15 protein-coding genes are annotated in these 16,185 nt (G+C 69.1%); 3 read left to right on the forward strand and 12 right to left on the reverse strand.

Features of this window, described 5'->3' with window-relative positions:
• Positions 1–5: 5 nt before the first annotated feature.
• The 10 genes from KAF39_RS13975 to rpsA all read right to left on the reverse strand — a co-directional run bounded on the left by KAF39_RS13975 (position 6) and on the right by rpsA (position 11,331).
• The gene (locus tag KAF39_RS13975) at positions 6–353 is read right to left on the reverse strand and encodes a TfoX/Sxy family protein (protein ID WP_210677788.1); all 348 of its coding nucleotides are present in this window, start codon (positions 351–353) and stop codon (positions 6–8) included.
• Positions 354–364: 11 nt separating this feature from the next.
• Positions 365–2,437: an excinuclease ABC subunit UvrB gene (gene uvrB / locus KAF39_RS13980; RefSeq protein WP_025105040.1), complete on the reverse strand. Its 2,073-nt coding sequence runs from the start codon at positions 2,435–2,437 to the stop codon at positions 365–367.
• Between the two features lie 53 nt (positions 2,438–2,490).
• The gene (coaE, locus tag KAF39_RS13985) at positions 2,491–3,090 is read right to left on the reverse strand and encodes a dephospho-CoA kinase (RefSeq protein WP_210677789.1); all 600 of its coding nucleotides are present in this window, start codon (positions 3,088–3,090) and stop codon (positions 2,491–2,493) included.
• A 26-nt stretch (positions 3,091–3,116) separates the two neighbouring features.
• Complete coding sequence (locus KAF39_RS13990) at positions 3,117–3,689, reverse strand: CoA-binding protein (protein WP_210677790.1); 573 nt, start codon at positions 3,687–3,689, stop codon at positions 3,117–3,119.
• Positions 3,686–4,990, reverse strand: a complete 1,305-nt coding sequence (locus KAF39_RS13995) for an O-acetylhomoserine aminocarboxypropyltransferase/cysteine synthase family protein (RefSeq protein ID WP_210677791.1) — start codon at positions 4,988–4,990, stop codon at positions 3,686–3,688. The genes KAF39_RS13990 and KAF39_RS13995 overlap by 4 nt, the downstream gene beginning before the upstream one ends.
• The gene (acs, locus tag KAF39_RS14000) at positions 4,987–6,996 is read right to left on the reverse strand and encodes an acetate--CoA ligase (protein WP_210677792.1); all 2,010 of its coding nucleotides are present in this window, start codon (positions 6,994–6,996) and stop codon (positions 4,987–4,989) included. The genes KAF39_RS13995 and acs overlap by 4 nt, the downstream gene beginning before the upstream one ends.
• Positions 6,987–7,847, reverse strand: coding sequence for an ABC transporter permease (locus tag KAF39_RS14005; RefSeq protein ID WP_210677793.1), 861 nt, complete (start codon positions 7,845–7,847; stop codon positions 6,987–6,989). Before KAF39_RS14005 ends, acs begins: the two co-directional genes overlap by 10 nt.
• Positions 7,844–8,884, reverse strand: a complete 1,041-nt coding sequence (locus KAF39_RS14010; RefSeq protein ID WP_210677794.1) for an aliphatic sulfonate ABC transporter substrate-binding protein — start codon at positions 8,882–8,884, stop codon at positions 7,844–7,846. The genes KAF39_RS14005 and KAF39_RS14010 overlap by 4 nt, the downstream gene beginning before the upstream one ends.
• Positions 8,881–9,732: an ABC transporter ATP-binding protein gene (locus tag KAF39_RS14015; RefSeq protein WP_210677795.1), complete on the reverse strand. Its 852-nt coding sequence runs from the start codon at positions 9,730–9,732 to the stop codon at positions 8,881–8,883. The genes KAF39_RS14010 and KAF39_RS14015 overlap by 4 nt, the downstream gene beginning before the upstream one ends.
• 144 nt (positions 9,733–9,876) lie before the next feature.
• Complete coding sequence (gene rpsA / locus KAF39_RS14020) at positions 9,877–11,331, reverse strand: 30S ribosomal protein S1 (protein WP_149085624.1); 1,455 nt, start codon at positions 11,329–11,331, stop codon at positions 9,877–9,879.
• A gap of 235 nt (positions 11,332–11,566) precedes the next feature.
• Here rpsA and KAF39_RS14025 point away from each other — a divergent pair, with 235 nt between their 5' ends.
• The 3 genes from KAF39_RS14025 to KAF39_RS14035 all read left to right on the forward strand — a co-directional run bounded on the left by KAF39_RS14025 (position 11,567) and on the right by KAF39_RS14035 (position 13,844).
• On the forward strand, positions 11,567–12,103 hold the full coding sequence (locus KAF39_RS14025) for a hypothetical protein (RefSeq protein WP_210677796.1): 537 nt from the start codon (positions 11,567–11,569) through the stop codon (positions 12,101–12,103).
• A 257-nt stretch (positions 12,104–12,360) separates the two neighbouring features.
• Entirely contained in the window at positions 12,361–12,861 is a 501-nt protein-coding gene (locus KAF39_RS14030) for a PKD domain-containing protein (protein WP_210677797.1), read from the forward strand.
• 32 nt (positions 12,862–12,893) lie between these two features.
• Positions 12,894–13,844, forward strand: coding sequence for a 5'-3' exonuclease (locus tag KAF39_RS14035; RefSeq protein ID WP_246878315.1), 951 nt, complete (start codon positions 12,894–12,896; stop codon positions 13,842–13,844).
• Positions 13,845–13,855: 11 nt separating this feature from the next.
• On the opposite strand, the gene KAF39_RS14040 is transcribed toward KAF39_RS14035, so the two are convergent.
• Complete coding sequence (locus KAF39_RS14040) at positions 13,856–14,842, reverse strand: PHP domain-containing protein (protein WP_210677798.1); 987 nt, start codon at positions 14,840–14,842, stop codon at positions 13,856–13,858.
• Positions 14,843–14,844: 2 nt separating this feature from the next.
• Entirely contained in the window at positions 14,845–15,915 is a 1,071-nt protein-coding gene (gene trpD / locus KAF39_RS14045; protein ID WP_210677799.1) for an anthranilate phosphoribosyltransferase, read from the reverse strand.
• Positions 15,916–16,185: the final 270 nt, after the last annotated feature.

Raw genomic sequence — 16,185 nt, forward strand, 5'->3', positions numbered from 1 at the left:
CGCCCCTAGCGGTCGTCCTCCGCGGCGGCCGCTCCGACGGACTCGCGGGCGATGTCGATCCAGGTCATCAGCGCGGCGTCGTCCGCGATCGCCGATGCGACGACATCGATCCACCCGGACCCCATCGTGCGAGACCCCATCACCGCACGGGACGCCCCGGGCTGCGTCACAGCGACCGCACCGTTCTCCTCGTCCACGCGCACCAGGAGGGTGCCGTCCTTGCGGGCTCCGACGAGGATCCGCCCCTCATCGAGAAAAGCCCGGGTGCCGAACATCCGCCGTTCCTCGATCGACGTGTCCGCGCCGAGCAATGCCCTGATCCGATCGGCGAGCTCCTCCCCTGCGGCTTCCATCGTGACTCCCGTCAGGCGTGTCCGGCACGCTCCATCGACCGGAGCTCCTTCTTCAGGTCCTGCACCTCGTCCCGCAGGCGCCCCGCCAGCTCGAACTTCAGCTCCGCGGCGGCAGCGAGCATCTGATCCGTGAGATCCTGGATGGTCGCCTCCAACTGCTGCGCCCCCTCGGCGGCGATTCCGGTACGACGCAGGTTGGGCGTCGGCGACTTGCCCTTGCCCGACGCACGACCGCGACCCGACATCAGCTCCGCCGTGTCCTGCCCCTCGCGCGCCAGCACCTCGGTGATGTCGGCGATGCGCTTGCGCAGCGGCTGCGGATCGATGCCGTGCTCCTTGTTGTATGCGATCTGCTTCTCACGCCGCCGATCGGTCTCCTCGATCGCCTTGGCCATGGAGTCGGTCATGTTGTCGGCGTACATGTGCACTTCGCCCGACACGTTGCGGGCCGCGCGCCCGATGGTCTGGATGAGCGAGGTGCCGGAACGGAGGAAGCCCTCCTTGTCCGCGTCGAGGATCGCGACGAGCGAGACCTCCGGGAGGTCGAGCCCCTCGCGGAGCAGGTTGATGCCCACGAGTACGTCGTAGACGCCGGCACGGAGCTCGCTGAGCAGTTCGACACGGCGCAGCGTATCGACGTCGGAGTGCAGATAGCGCACTCGCACGCCGTGCTCACCGAGGAAGTCGGTCAGCTCCTCGGCCATCTTCTTCGTGAGGGTCGTCACGAGGACGCGTTCGTCGCGTTCCACCCGCAGCCGGATCTCCTCCAGCAGGTCGTCGATCTGCCCCTTCGACGGCTTGACGATGATCTCCGGGTCGACCAGGCCGGTCGGGCGGATGATCTGCTCGACGACGCCGTCTGCGATGCCCATCTCGTACTTGCCCGGCGTCGCGGACAGGTAGACCGTCTGCCCGACGCGGTTCTTGAACTCGTCCCAGCGCAGCGGGCGGTTGTCCATGGCGCTCGGCAGCCGGAACCCGTGGTCCACGAGCGTACGCTTGCGCGACGCGTCGCCCTCGTACATCGCCCCGATCTGCGGCACCGTGACGTGCGACTCGTCGATGACGAGGAGGAAGTCGTCCGGGAAGAAGTCGAGGAGCGTGTGCGGCGGCTCCCCCGGCATGCGACCGTCCATGTGGCGCGAGTAGTTCTCGATGCCGGAGCAGAAGCCGAGCTGCTGGAGCATCTCCAGGTCGAAGGTGGTCCGCATGCGGAGCCGCTGCGCCTCGAGGAGCTTGCCCTGACGCTCGAACTCCTTCAGGCGCTCCTCCAGCTCGTGCTCGATCGTCCCGATCGAGCGCTGGATGACGTCCGTCCCGGCGACGTAGTGGGAGGCGGGGAAGATCGGCACCGCATCGAGCTTCTCGATGACCTCACCCGTCAGAGGATGCAGCGAATAGAGAGCCTCGATCTCGTCACCGAAGAGTTCGATCCGGATGGCGTGCTCTTCGTACACCGGGATGATCTCGATCGTGTCACCCCGCACACGGAAGTTGCCGCGCGAGAAGTCGACGTCGTTGCGGTTGTACTGCATCGCGATGAACTGGCGGATGAGGGCGTCACGGTCGTACCGCTCCCCTACCTGCAGCGCCACCATCGCCCGCAGGTACTCCTCCGGGGCACCCAGACCGTAGATGCAGGACACGGTGGAGACGACGACCACGTCGCGGCGGCTCAGCAGCGAGTTCGTCGTCGAGTGCCGGAGCCGCTCCACCTCGGCATTGATCGACGAGTCCTTCTCGATGAAGGTGTCCGTCTGCGGGACGTAGGCCTCGGGCTGGTAGTAGTCGTAATACGAGACGAAGTACTCGACGGCGTTGTTGGGCATGAGCTCGCGGAACTCGTTCGCCAGCTGTGCCGCCAGCGTCTTGTTGTGCGCGAGCACCAGAGTGGGGCGCTGCACCTGCTCGACCAGCCAGGCCGTGGTCGCCGACTTCCCCGTTCCGGTGGCGCCGAGCAGCACGATGTCGGTCTCCCCCGCGTTGATACGGGAGGCGAGCTCGGCGATGGCCTGCGGCTGGTCACCGGCAGGCGCGTACTCGCTGATGACCTCGAAGGGGCGGACACTGCGGGTGGGCTGCATACCTCCAGCGTATGCCGCCCCTCCGACATCGGGGCCGGGTCAGCCCGTCAGGATCATCCGCGGCGGAGCCGCTCCCACAGAGCATCCGTCTGTGCCGCCGTCTCCGCCATCGTTCCCGAGGTGTCGATCACGACATCCGCGATCGCAAGGCGTTCCTCATCTCCGACCTGCGCTCCGATGCGGTCAGCGGCCGCGTCCTCGTCGAGGCCGCGCAGCGCGACGAGCCGACGCAGCCGGACCGCCGCCGGGGCGTGGGCGACGACGATGAGATCCCAGGGGTCGTCGACCCGTGCCTCCACGAGCAGTGGCACGTCGTACACGACGACAGCGCCGGGGTCGGCAGCGAAGGCCGCGGTGAAGCGCCGCTGGGATTCCGCCCGCACCGCCGGATGGACGATCGCGTTCAGGCGCCCCAGGAGCTCCGGATCCCCGAAGACGCGCCCACCGAGGGCCGCACGATCGAGCGAACCGTCCGGCGCGATCATCTCGGCGCCGAACTCCTCCGCGATCCGCTCGAGCACCGGGGATCCCGGGGCCTGCACATCGCGGACGATCGCGTCCGCATCGACGATGATCGCACCGTGCTCCGCGAGGCGGCGCGCGATCGTGGACTTGCCGGAGGCGATGCCGCCGGTGAGTGCGATGAGGGGCATCCGGCCAGTCTAGGAGCGGGCGCCGCTCACCGCGCGAGCAGCTGACGTCGGGAGCTGATGACCCCGGTGTCGAAGCCGGCGAGGTGCAGTCCGCCGTGGAATCGGGCGTGCTCGATCTTGATGCAGCGATCCATCACGACCGACAGGCCGGCCGCCTCCGCCAGGGCGGCGGCCTCCTCGTTCCACGATCCCAGCTGCAGCCAGAGAGTCTTCGCTCCGCTGTCGATCGCCTCCCGCGCGACGCCCGGCAGATCGTCGTGGCGCCGGAACACGTCCACGATGTCCGGCTGCACGGGCAACGCGCTCAACGACGGGTACACCGGCTGTCCGAGGATCTCGGTCTCCCGCGGATTCACGAGGTACACCTCGTACGTGGTGCTGGACAGCAGGTACGTCGCGACGAAGTAGGAGGCGCGGGCGGGGTTGCCGGAGGCGCCGACGATCGCGATCGACTTCGCGCGACGGAGCAGCCCGAAGCGCTGCGGCTGCGAGGGGCCGGTCCAGGTGCGGCCGGGCTCCACGGCTGCGGGCAGCGCGCAGCTGGGTGCCTCCGTCGCAGCGGGAAGGGCGCAGGCGTCGCCGGTGGGGGTCGTGCTCATCGGTGCGCTCCCGTCGCGAGGGTGAGGGCCTGGTCGAGGTCCCAGATGATGTCCTCCACGTCCTCCAGGCCCACGGAGATCCGGACGAGGTCGGGCCGCACCCCGGCGCCGGCGAGCTGATCCTCGGTGAGCTGGCGGTGCGTGGTGGACGCAGGGTGGATGACGAGGGTGCGCGCATCGCCGATGTTGGCGAGGTGCGAGGCGAGCTGCAGGCTCTCGATGAACGTCTCTCCAGCGCGGCGACCGTCCGCCGCCGCCACCCCGAACGCGAACACGGACCCCGGTCCGAGCGGCAGATACCTGGCGGCCCGCTCGTGATGCGGATGCCCCTCCAGCCCCGCCCAGGTGACGTACGCCACGCGCGGGTCGGCCGCGAGCCACTCGGCGACCACCCGGGCGTTCACGACATGCGCGTCGATGCGCTGCGGCAGGGTCTCGATGCCCTGCAGCAGGGTGAAGGCGGACTGCGGGCTCAATGCGGGCCCGATGTCGCGCAGCTGCTCGGAGCGGAGCTTGGTGAGGAACCCGTACTCGCCGAAGTTCCCCCACCAGGAGATCCCGCCGTACGAGGCCACCGGCTCCGTCATCTGCGGGAACTTGCCGTTGCCCCAGTCGAACGTGCCCTTCTCGATGACCACACCGCCGAGCGTCGTCCCGTGACCACCGAGGAACTTGGTGACGGAGTGGATGACGATGTCGGCACCGTGCTCGAGGGGACGCGCCAGATAGGGCGTCGCGAGGGTGGCGTCCACGACGAGCGGGATCCCCGCGTCGTGCGCGACGCGCGCGAGGCCCTCGATGTCCGCGATCTCCCCGGACGGATTGCCGATCATCTCGACGTAGAGGACCTTGGTCTCCGGCCGGATCGCCGCCGCGAAGTCCGCGGGCTCACTCGAGGGCACGAACGTCGTCTCCACTCCGAAGCGCCGGAGCGTCACATCCAGCTGCGTGACGGTTCCCCCGTAGAGCTGCGCGGCCGCGACGACGTGGTCTCCGGCCCCGACCAGGGCGGCGAACGTGATGAACTCGGCGCTCATGCCCGACGCCGTGGCCACGGCGCCGATGCCGCCTTCGAGAGACGCGAGCCGTTCCTCCAGGGCGGCGACGGTGGGGTTGCCGATACGCGAGTAGATGTTGCCGTACTTCTGCAATGCGAAGAGGTTTCCGGCGTCGGCGGCGTCGTCGAAGACGAACGAGGTCGTCTGGTAGATCGGCACGGCCCGTGCGCCGGTGGCGGCGTCCGGCGTGCCGCCGGCGTGGAGAGCGCGGGTGCGGAACCCGAATCGGCGGTCTTCCGTCATGGTGTCCTCAGTTCTGCGGCGTCGAGAGCGCCGGCGATGTCGTCGACGGTCCAGGGATTCTGCAGTGATGTGGTGTCGCCGAGGGCTTGCGGCTCACGTCCGGCCCGTCGGTCGTGTTCGGCTTCCCAGAGCTGCGCCAGGAGGCGGCGCATGATCTTGCCCGAACGCGTTTTGGGCAGATCCGGCACGACCACGACGTGCTTCGGCTTGGCGACCGGTCCGATCGCCTGGGCCACCTGCGCGCGGAGCGCATCGGCATCGACCTGCGCCCGACCGGACGGGGTGACGAAGGCCACAACGGCCTGCCCGGTGACCGGGTCGGAGACGCCCGCCGAGCCCGCCTCGCCGACCGTCTCGTGGGCGACGAGTGCGGACTCGATCTCGATCGTGGAGAGGCGGTGGCCGGAGACGTTCACCACGTCATCGAGCCGACCCAGGATCCAGATGAACCCGTCTTCGTCGCGGGTCGCTCCGTCCCCGGCGACGTAGTACCCGCCGTGCGCGCCCTTCCCGGCATACGCGGACCAGTAGGCGTCGCGGTATCGAGCGGGATTCCCCCACACCGTCCGCGCCATGCCCGGCCACGGACGCCGGACGACCAGCGTGCCCGACCGGCCGGGGCCCACTTCTTCGCCGTGCTCGTCGACGACCGCGACGTCGATACCCGGAAGAGGGACAGAGGCGGAGCCGGGCTTGAGCGGCGTGACCCCCGGCAGCGGGGCGATCATCGCCGCCCCGGTCTCCGACTGCCACCACGTGTCGATGACGGGAAGCTCGTCCCGCCCGAATGCGCGCCGGAACCAGACCCACGCCTCGGGGTTGATGGCCTCCCCCACCGTGCCCAGCAGTCGCAGGGAGGAGAGGTCGTATCCGGTCGGGAGCTCGTCGCCGAACCAGGTCATGAACGTCCGGATGAGGGTCGGCGCCGTGTAGTACACGGTGACGCCGTAACGGTCGATGATCTCGAGGTGCCGCTCCCGGCGCGGGGCGTCGGGCGTCCCCTCGTAGATGACCTGCGTGAGCCCGTTCGACAGCGGGCCGTAGATCTCGTACGTGTGCGCGGTGACCCAGGCGAGGTCGGCCGTGCACCAGTGGACGTCGTCCGGCCGGGCGTCGAAGTGCGCCCAGTGCGCCCAGCTCGCGTGCGTCAGGTATCCGCCGGAGGTGTGCACGAGACCCTTCGGCTTCCCGGTCGTCCCCGACGTGTAGATGATGAACAGCGGATGCTCCGCGTCGAACGCCTCGGCGCGATGCTCGGTGGACGCCGTCTCGACGACGTCGTGCCACCACACGTCGCGGCCCTCGGTCCACGGCACGGCCTGGCCGGTGCGGCGGAGGACGAGGACGTGTTCGAGGGCCGGCAGTCCGTCGGCGGCGGCATCGGCGGCGGTCTTGACCTCTGTGGCGGTACCGCGCCGGAACTGGCCGTCGCTGGTGACGAGGAGCTTCGCCCCGGTGTCCTCGAGCCGGAAACGCACGGCCTCCGCGGAGAACCCACCGAAGACGAGGGAGTGCACGGCTCCGATCCGTGCGCACGCGAGGGTGATCACGATGGTCTCGACGAGCACCGGGAGGTAGATCACCACGCGATCGCCCGGCCCGATGCCGAGCGCCTCGAGCGCGTTGGCGGCCTGAGCCACACGTCGCTGCAGGTCGGCGTAGGTGACGGAGACACGGTCGCCGGGCTCGCCCTCGAAGTGCAGGGCCACCTTGTCTCCGCGCCCGCCGTCGACATGCCGATCCACGCAGTTCACGGCGACGTTCAGCCGACCGCCGAGAAACCAGCGGGCCGCGGGAACAGCCCCGTCGACGGGAGGGTCCCACTCATGCACCACGTCCCACGGCTCGGCCCAGTCCAGTCGGCGGGCGGCGTCCTCCCAGAAGGCGAGAGGATCGGCTGCGGCACGCGCGTAGGCCTCGGCGGTGACGTTGGCGTCCGGGAACGCGGGAGACGGCGGATAGACGCGCTCCTCCTGCAGCCGGGCCTCCGCGACCGTCACGTCCATCGGCGCAGCAGGTACTTCTCCAGCAGCGCGAGAACGCCGTTGGTGATCGTGCCGAGCAGCGCGAGCAGCACGATGGAGAGCAGGATGCGGTCGACACGGCCTGTGCTCTGCGAGTCGGTCAGCAGGAAGCCGAGCCCCATGGAGGACGCGATCAGCTCGGCGGCGACCAGGAAGAGCCAGGCCTGCGCGAGCGCGAGCCGCAGACCCGCGACGACCGACGGCACGACGGCCGGGAGCTGGACCGTCCGGAAGAGCGACCAGCCGTGCAGGCTGAAGGAGCGCCCGGCCTCGACGAGCTGCGGGTCGACGTGCCGGAGCGCGGAGGCGACCGTCGTGTACACGGGGAAGAACGCGCCGATCGCGATCAGCGTGACCTTCGACTCCTCACCGATCTGCATCCACAGGATGAGCAGGGGCACCCAGGCGAGCGAGGGAACGGCGCGGACGGCGGCGAGCGTCGGGCTGAGGAGGACGTCGCCCCAGCGCGACAGGCCCACGACGCCGGCGGCGGCGAGACCGATCACCGATCCGATCGCGAAGCCCAGCAGCACGCGCTGCACGGAGATGGCGATGTGGGTCCAGAGCTGCCCGGACTCCGCGAGCTCCACCCCGGCCTGGAAGACCGACCCCGGGGTGGGGAGCCGATACGGCTCGATGAGGCCGGCAGAGGTGACCACCTGCCAGGCGAGGAGCAGCACAGCGGGAAGCAGGAACCCTCCGAGGATCCGCAAGGCCGGCGGAAGCCCGTCACGCCGACCACCCCTGCCGGCACGGCGGGAGGCGCCCTGGGCGAAATCGAGCGCGTCCCGCGAATCCGCCGGGACGATCACCCGCTGCTCGAGACCGCTCACTCGCTCGCGCCCGCCTTCGTCGCGAAGCTGTCGTTGATGATGGTGGAGAGCGCCTTGTCGACCGAGGCCTGCCCGCCCTGGACGTCACCGGACTCCACGAGCACCGGGGCGATCTTCTCGAGGACGGCGAGCTGGTCGTCACCGGGAACGCCGCTCACGTCGAGGTTCGAGCGCTCCTGGATGACGGTGGTCGCGACGTCGAGGTCGATGCCGGCGACCTCGGCGAGCAGCGCCGCCGTCTCGTCGGGGTTCTCGAGCGCCCAGACGCGCGCCTCTTCATAGGCGTCGACGACGGCCTGCGCAAGGTCGGAGTGGTTCTCGATGAAGTCCTCGGTCGCGTTGAGGAAGCCGTAGGTGTTGAAGTCGACGTTGCGGTAGATCAGCTTGTCGCCCGACTCCTGCTCCGCGGCCGCCATGATCGGGTCGAGACCCGCCCACGCGTCGACGGAGCCGCCGTCGAGCGCCGCACGGCCGTCCGCGTGCTGGAGGTTCTGCACCTCGACGTCGGCGAGCGACAGGCCACCCTCTTCGAGGGCCTGAAGAAGGAAGAAGTACGGGTCGGTGCCCTTCGTGGCGGCGACCGAGGCGCCCTTGAGATCCTCGACGGAGGTGATGTCGCTGTCGGGACCGACGACGATCGCCGACCACTCGGGCTGCGAGAAGATGTCGATCACCTGGATGGGCGAGCCGTTGGCGCGGGCGAGCAGGGCTGCCGAGCCCGCCGTCGAGCCCACGTCGACCGAACCCGAGCGGAGGAGCTCGTTCGCCTTGTTCGAGCCGGCGGACTGCACCCATTCGACCTTCACGTCGTCCCCGAGGATGTCCTCCAGGATGCCTCGGTCGCGGATGACGAGGCTGAGGGGGTTGTAGGTGGCGAAGTCGATCGACAGCGTGTCCGCCGACCACTCCCCGCTCTGAGCGGCGGCGGAGTCGGCGTCGGCGTTCGCGTTCTCACCGGCGACGCAGCCGGTGGCGACGAGCATCATCGTCCCGGCGACGGCGATCGCAGGGATGATGCGGCGGGTGATGGTGCTCATCGGGTCTCCTCGGGGGTGTGGTGGTGCGTGTCGACGCCGAGTCCTTCGAGGAGCTCGGCGCGCAGGTCGGCGAGACCGCGATCGGCGCGGTCTCGGGGGCGGATGCCGGGGACGCGGATGGTCCGCGCGATGGACGACGCTGCGTCGTCCGCTCCGCCGACGGTGCGCAGCAGCAGCACGCGGTCGGCGAGGTAGAGGGCCTCCTCCACGTCGTGCGTCACGAGCAGCACGGTGGTCGGCTCGGCGGCGTGGATCTCGAGGAGCAGGTCGTGCATGCGGAGGCGCGTGAGCGCGTCGAGCGCCCCGAACGGCTCGTCCAGCAGCAGCACACCGGGGTTCCGGGCGAGCGCACGGGCGAGGGAGGCACGCTGGGCCATGCCGCCGGAGACCTCCCGGGGACGCTGGTCGGCGGCGTGCTCCAGTCCGACGAGGTGGAGCAGCTCACGGACGCGCTCGCGTCCGGCACTCCGCGAGGTGCCGCGGGGCAGCCCGAGCTCGACATTCTGTGCGAGGGTCCGCCACGGCAGGAGCCGCGGCTCCTGGAACGCGACCGCCGTGCGCTCGTCGACGTCGGCGACGCCGGAGCCGTCGAGGAGGATGGTGCCGCGGGTCGGCGTGTCGAGGCCGCCGACGAGGCGGAGCAGCGTGGACTTGCCGCACCCGGAGGGGCCGACCACGGCCACGATCTCTCCGGCCGCGATGTCGAGATCGATACCGCGGAGCACGTCGCGGCGTCCCTGCGCGAGGGGGAACGAGCGTTCGATGCCGTCGAGCCGCAGCGCCTGCGCGGTACCCGACGTGGTCGGGACGTCAGCGGGGCGCGACGCAGCAGGCAGGAGAGCGGTCATACGCCCATGCTGTCGGAGGGGCGGGTTTGTTACGAATGCGGGCGTAACGTTCCGTCACGCAGCGGATTCCACACTGTCCGCGCATGCGAAAAGGGCCGCCACGCCCGCCGTGAGGCGGGGTGACGACCCTTCTCGGAATGTTACTTAGGAGTTGCCGCCCGAGAGCTTCTCGCGCAGAGCGGCGAGAGCCTCGTCATCGGCGAGCGTGCCGGCGCCGGCCGACTCGCTCGAGAAGGACTGGCCGCCGAAGTCGTCGCCGGCCGCAGCCTCGGCCTCGGCCGCCTTCGCGACCTGAGCCTTGTGCGCCTCCCAGCGAGCCTGGGCCGCAGCGTACTCCTGCTCCCATGCCTCGCGCTGGGCGTCGAAGCCTTCCTTCCACTGACCGGTCTCGGCGTCGAAGCCCTCCGGGTACTTGTACTCGCCGTTCTCGTCGTACTCGGCGAGCATGCCGTACAGGGCCGGGTCGAACTCGGTGCCGTTGGGGTCGACCGACTCGTTGGCCTGCTTCAGCGACAGCGAGATGCGGCGACGCTCGAGGTCGATGTCGATGACCTTGACGAAGACCTCTTCGCCGACCGACACGACCTGCTCGGCCAGCTCGACGTGCTTGCTGGAGAGCTCGGAGATGTGGACGAGGCCCTCGATGCCGTCTGCGACGCGGACGAACGCACCGAACGGAACGAGCTTGGTGACCTTACCCGGCGTGACCTGACCGATGGCGTGGGTACGGGCGAAGACCTGCCACGGGTCCTCCTGCGTCGCCTTCAGCGACAGGGAGACGCGCTCGCGGTCGAGGTCGACCTCGAGGATCTCGACGGTGACCTCCTGGCCCACCTCGACGACCTCGGAGGCGTGCTCGATGTGCTTCCAGGACAGCTCGGAGACGTGCACGAGGCCGTCCACGCCACCCAGGTCGACGAACGCACCGAAGTTGACGATCGACGACACGACACCCTTGCGGACCTGACCCTTGTGCAGGTTGTTCAGGAACGTGGTGCGCGACTCCGACTGCGTCTGCTCGAGCAGCGCACGGCGGCTCAGAACGACGTTGTTGCGGTTCTTGTCGAGCTCGAGGATCTTCGCCTCGATCTCCTGGCCGAGGTACGGCGTGAGGTCGCGGACGCGGCGGAGCTCGATGAGCGAGGCCGGGAGGAAGCCACGGAGGCCGATGTCGACGATGAGTCCACCCTTGACGACCTCGATGACCGTACCGGTGACGACGCCGTCGTTCTCCTTGATCTTCTCGACGTCTCCCCAGGCGCGCTCGTACTGCGCACGCTTCTTGGAGAGGATCAGGCGGCCTTCCTTGTCCTCCTTCTGGAGAACCAGGGCCTCGACCTGGTCGCCGACGGCGACGACCTCGTTGGGGTCGACGTCGTGCTTGATCGAGAGCTCGCGCGAGGGGATGACACCCTCGGTCTTGTAGCCGACATCGAGCAGGACCTCATCGCGGTCGATCTTGACGATCGTGCCCTCGATGATGTCGCCGTCGTTGAAGAACTTCAGGGTCTTCTCGACCGCGGCCAGGAAGTCCTCAGCAGATCCGATGTCGTTGATGGCGACCTGCTTGGTGGCCGGGGCGGTCGTTGCGGTAGTCATGTAGTGGGTTGTCCTTGTGAATGGATACTCGGGCTGCGAGCACGGCCGCGCACGGCCGAGATGTGCTTTGCAGCAGTTGGATTGTGGTGTGCTCGTCACCTGGGCATGCGTATGCACGCCACGAGTGACAGTTCAGGCTACCAGAAGATGCCGCCCTGTGAGGAGTGCGGAACCGCGGTACCTGTCCTGTGGATAACGCGGGCGACCACCCCCGCATTCCGCATACGGTGGCCCGGTGAAATCGCCCACCGCTCTCCGTTTGCTCGTCATCTTGGCCGTCGGGATCTCGGTGCTCTCCGCCTGCGCGCCGGCACCGTCCCCCTCCCCCACGCCATCTCCCGCTTTCACCTCCGAGGAAGACGCCTTCGCCGCCGCCGAGGCCACCTTCGCCGCGTACATCGATGCGCTAAACCGCGTCGACTTCTCGATGCCCGAGAGCTTCGAAGACGTCTTCGCGACGTTATCGGGTCAGGCATCGACATCGACCAGGAGCGCTTTCAGCGAGTTCCATGCGAATGGAGTACGGGCATCTGGAGTGACGACGTTCACCTGGGTGAGCGGGGAATCCGTCAATCTGAGCAATGGCGAGGTGATTGCTCGGGTATGTATCGACGTAAGTGGCGTCGAAGTCACCTCCGCAGCGGGGTCCTCCATCGTCGCGCCCGACCGGCCATCACGCCAACCCACGATCGTGACATTCGCCCCCACGTCATCGGCTGCCTCGACGATCTCCGAGCTGGAGAGCTCTGAGGATTTTTCGTGCGGCTCCTGACAGTAGCGGCCACCGTCGCCGTCGCAATCTCGGGGCTGCTTGCCCCGACAAGCAGCGGATGCAATGCCGCCGTCTCAATCATCTCAGGCTGTTCCACAGCAGGTAATCGGCTGACCATCGTCGCCCAGGAGCGTTCAGATGCCCGTCCCTCGACTCCGCAGCAGCCTGAAGGTTCGCCTACTGAGCCGGAGCGCGAGAGCAAGGGGTGCAAGACGGACACCGCACTACAGCGCTCGTGTGGGATGTATGCGGTGCGGGTGACCGAGAAGGCGGGGCGGCCGATCACGATCGACGATCTCGCGCAGTTCGCTCCGGCTCCGGTGACCGCGACGGCCGAGCCCGGCAATGTCGGCGTGGCCGGGATGCCGACGAACTTCGTCGCGGCCGTGTCCGCGCAGACCCGCACCGGCACTCTTCTCGGCCGCCCGGTGACCGTCCGCTTCACGCCGATGAGCGTGACGTTCGAGCACGGCGACGGCACCTCGTCGACGTCACCGGACGGCGGCCGGACCTGGGCTGCCCTCGGTCAGACGTCCTTCACCCCGACAGCGACAAGCCACACGTACTCCCAGCGCGGCACCTACACGACCCGCACGACGGTGCACTACACGGCCGAGGTCGACGTCGGCGGCGGGTGGTTCGCGGTGCCCGGGGAGCTGGCGATCGACGGCGCCTCCCGACAGATCCGCGTCTACGAGGCGACCACCGCCCTGGTCGCGCGTACCTGCCTCGAACGACCCGCGGCCGTCGGGTGCTGAGCGGGCCATCCGACACGCTCTACCCTGAGTCCATGACCCGCGCCGACCGCCTCATGCTGCTCGACACCGCCAGCCTCTACTTCCGCGCCTTCTACGGTGTCCCGGACAAGGTGACGGCCCCCGACGGCTCCCCCATCAACGCGGCGCGCGGCCTGCTGGACATGATCGCCAAGCTCGTGACGACCTACCAGCCGACGCACGTCGTGGCGTGCTGGGACGACGACTGGCGCCCCCAGTGGCGCGTCGACCTCATCCCCAGCTACAAGACGCACAGGGTCGTGGAGGTCGTCGCGGGCGCCCCCGACGTCGAAGAGGTACCGGATCCTCTGGAGGCGCAGATCCCGCTGATCCGGGAGACCCTCGCGGCGATCGGTGTTCCGATCGTCGGAGTCGCCGAGCACGAGGCCGACGATGTGATCGGCACCCTGGCGACGAATGCCGCGATGCCCGTGGACATCGTCACCGGTGATCGCGATCTCTTCCAACTCGTCGACGATGCCACCGACGTGCGGGTCATCTATACGGCACGTGGCATGAGCAACCTCGAGACCGTCACGGATGCCACCGTCGTGGCGAAGTACGGCGTGCTGCCCACCCAGTACGCCGACTTCGCGACGATGCGCGGCGATGCGTCGGACGGTCTCCCCGGCGTCGCAGGCATCGGCGAGAAGACCGCGGCCACCCTCCTGCAGAAGCACGGAGATCTCACCGGCATCCGGGAGGCCGCGGCCGCAGGCGAAGGGATGAGCGCCGGCATCCGCGCGAAGATCCTCGACGCGAAGGCCTACCTCGATGTCGCCCCGGCGGTGGTCGCCGTTGCGACGGCGCTCCCGATCACGGCCCCGGGCGTGGCTTTGCACGCTCTGACCCCGGAGGAGAAGGACGCGGCGACCGCCCTCGCCGATCGCTGGAACCTGGGCGGTTCGATGGCGCGCGCTGTCGCCGCCGTCGAGGACGCGGCGTCGGCGATCACCGGCCGGTGAGGAGGCGGGTGTCACTCCGCCCAGGCGAGCAGGCGCGACAGTCCCCAGGTCGTGACGATGCGCGATGCCGGAACACCGGCCCGCTCCGCCCGCTCCGCACCGTGGTCGAGAAGCGACAACTGCCCGGGTGCGTGTGCGTCCGAGTCGATGGAGAAGAGGCAGCCGGCCTCCAACGCGATCGCGATGAGCTCGTCGGGCGGATCCTGGCGCTCCGGACGGGAGTTGATCTCCACCGCGACGCCGTTCTCCGCGCACGCGGCGAACACCGCAGCCGCATCGAACGCCGAGGGGGGCCGTGTGCCGCGCTCCCCCTGCACGAGACGGCCCGTGCAGTGCCCGAGCACGTTCACGCGCGGATGCGACACCGCGGCGATCATGCGTTTCGTCATCGCCCGACCGTCCATGCGCAGTTTCGAGTGCACGGACGCCACGACCACATCCAGTTCCGCCAGGAGGGCGTCCTCCTGATCGAGTGCCCCGTCTTCGAGGATGTCCACTTCGATACCGGCCAGCAGCGTGAAGCCGTCTCCTGACTGTGCTCGCACCAGCGGGATCTGCTCGCGCAGCCGCTCCGCCGACAGCCCCCTGGCGACACGCAGGCGCGGCGAGTGGTCGGTGATGGCCTGATACTCGTGCCCCTGAGCCCGGGCGGCCGCAGCCATGACCTCGATGGACGTGGTCCCGTCCGACCATTCGGTGTGCGCGTGGAGGTCGCCCCGCAACGTGGCGCGGAGCGCGGAGACGCGCTCCGGCTCCACGTCGCCGCGCAGCTCGGTGAGGTATTCCGGCACCTCCCCGGCCTGGGCTTGTCTGATCACCGCGAACGTCGACTCGCCGATGCCCTTGGCGGCCCGCAGGCGTGTCGGATCCTCTCGGACGTCGGGCGGGAGGTCTGCGAACGTCGCAGCCGCCTGGCGGAAGGCCTTGGCCCGGTATCGCGATGCGCGCTCGCGCTCCAGCAGGGAGGCGATCTCGAGCAACGCATCGACCGGGTCCATGATCACTCCTGGGGAGCCGCGAACTCGCGGCTCACTCCGATCCACTCATCGAGCTTCGCCAGCGCGCGCCCGTCGTCCACCGCTGCCGACGCGCGGGCGAGCGCCTCGCGGAGTCGCTCGAGGATGGGCCGCTGCACCTGCGTCGCGTCCTGCGAGAGCTCGAAGGCGACGATCCCCGCGGCGGCGTTCAGCAGCACGATGTCCCGCACCGGGCCATGCTCCCCGGCGAGCGTCCGGCGAAGGACCTCCGCGTTGTGCGCGGGCGACCCTCCGATGAGATCCGACAGATCGGCGAGGGGGATGTCCAGGTCGCGGGGATCCAGGTCGTGCTCGTGGATGTCCCCGCGCGTGACCTCCCAGATACGACTGTGCCCCGTGGTGGTGAGTTCGTCGAGGCCGTCGTCCCCGCGGAAAACCAGCGCCGTCGCACCGCGCGTGCGGAAGACCCCGGTGATCAACGGGACACGCTCCATCTGAGCGACGCCCACGGCGTTCGCTTCCGCGCGTGCCGGGTTGCAGAGCGGTCCGAGCATGTTGAAGACGGTGGGAACCCCGAGTTGGGAGCGCACCGCCCCTGCGTGCTTGAAGCCGGGGTGGAAGGCACCGGCCCAGGCGAAGGTGATCCCGGTGCGATCGAGGATCGACGCGACGGCGGCGGGATCGAGCGAGAGCTCCAGACCGAGGGCTCCGAGCACGTCGGACGATCCGGAAGCGGAACTCGCGGCACGGTTGCCGTGCTTGACCACCGGGATGCCGGCGGCGCCGATGATGACGGCGGCGGTGGTGGACACATTCACGGTTCCCACGCGATCGCCGCCCGTGCCGACGATGTCCAGCACGTTCGGGGAGACGGGAAGAGGCACGGCCGCCTCCAGGATGGCGTCACGGAACCCGACGATCTCATCGATCGTCTCGCCCTTCGCGCGGAGCGCGACGAGGAATCCGGCCAGCTGCGCCTCGGAGACTCCGCCCTGCATGATCTGCCTCATCGCCCACGTCGACTCCCAGACGCTGAGGTCGCGACGCTCCAGGAGAGAGGTGAGCACGTCGGACCAGGTCAGGGAATCAGCCATGTGTGCGATCCTATCGGCGCGGAGAAAACGTGCAGAGCCTTCCGGGCGACCGCGCAGACCGCCGTTGGACGACGTTTCCCGCGGATTCACCGGGTATTCGCAGTGTTCTCTTAGGGTCCCCTAAGTCCTCGAAGGGCGAATCGAGGGGTGCGGGTGCAAGAATCACGCCCGAGGATCGGCCATAATGGAGGGGTGACGACCTCAGCGACGTATGCCCCGGCGGCGAGAACCATCAAGCGGCCCAACCCGGTAGCTGTCGGCACCATTGTG

This window comes from Microbacterium sp. BLY (assembly GCF_017939615.1).
GTDB lineage: Bacteria > Actinomycetota > Actinomycetes > Actinomycetales > Microbacteriaceae > Microbacterium.

Excerpts from the sequence above, each read along its gene's own strand:
- KAF39_RS14010 (WP_210677794.1), bottom strand. The coding sequence starts at position 8,884 with ATGAGCACCATCACCCGCCGCATCATCCCTGCGATCGCCGTCGCCGGG.
- acs (WP_210677792.1), bottom strand. The coding sequence starts at position 6,996 with ATGGACGTGACGGTCGCGGAGGCCCGGCTGCAGGAGGAGCGCGTCTAT.
- KAF39_RS14040 (WP_210677798.1), bottom strand. The coding sequence starts at position 14,842 with ATGGACCCGGTCGATGCGTTGCTCGAGATCGCCTCCCTGCTGGAGCGC.
- coaE (WP_210677789.1), bottom strand. The coding sequence starts at position 3,090 with ATGCCCCTCATCGCACTCACCGGCGGCATCGCCTCCGGCAAGTCCACG.
- KAF39_RS14015 (WP_210677795.1), bottom strand. The coding sequence starts at position 9,732 with ATGACCGCTCTCCTGCCTGCTGCGTCGCGCCCCGCTGACGTCCCGACC.
- uvrB (WP_025105040.1), bottom strand. The coding sequence starts at position 2,437 with ATGCAGCCCACCCGCAGTGTCCGCCCCTTCGAGGTCATCAGCGAGTAC.
- rpsA (WP_149085624.1), bottom strand. The coding sequence starts at position 11,331 with ATGACTACCGCAACGACCGCCCCGGCCACCAAGCAGGTCGCCATCAAC.
- KAF39_RS13975 (WP_210677788.1), bottom strand. The coding sequence starts at position 353 with ATGGAAGCCGCAGGGGAGGAGCTCGCCGATCGGATCAGGGCATTGCTC.
- KAF39_RS13990 (WP_210677790.1), bottom strand. The coding sequence starts at position 3,689 with ATGAGCACGACCCCCACCGGCGACGCCTGCGCCCTTCCCGCTGCGACG.
- trpD (WP_210677799.1), bottom strand. The coding sequence starts at position 15,915 with ATGGCTGATTCCCTGACCTGGTCCGACGTGCTCACCTCTCTCCTGGAG.
- KAF39_RS14035 (WP_246878315.1), top strand. The coding sequence starts at position 12,894 with ATGACCCGCGCCGACCGCCTCATGCTGCTCGACACCGCCAGCCTCTAC.
- KAF39_RS13995 (WP_210677791.1), bottom strand. The coding sequence starts at position 4,990 with ATGACGGAAGACCGCCGATTCGGGTTCCGCACCCGCGCTCTCCACGCC.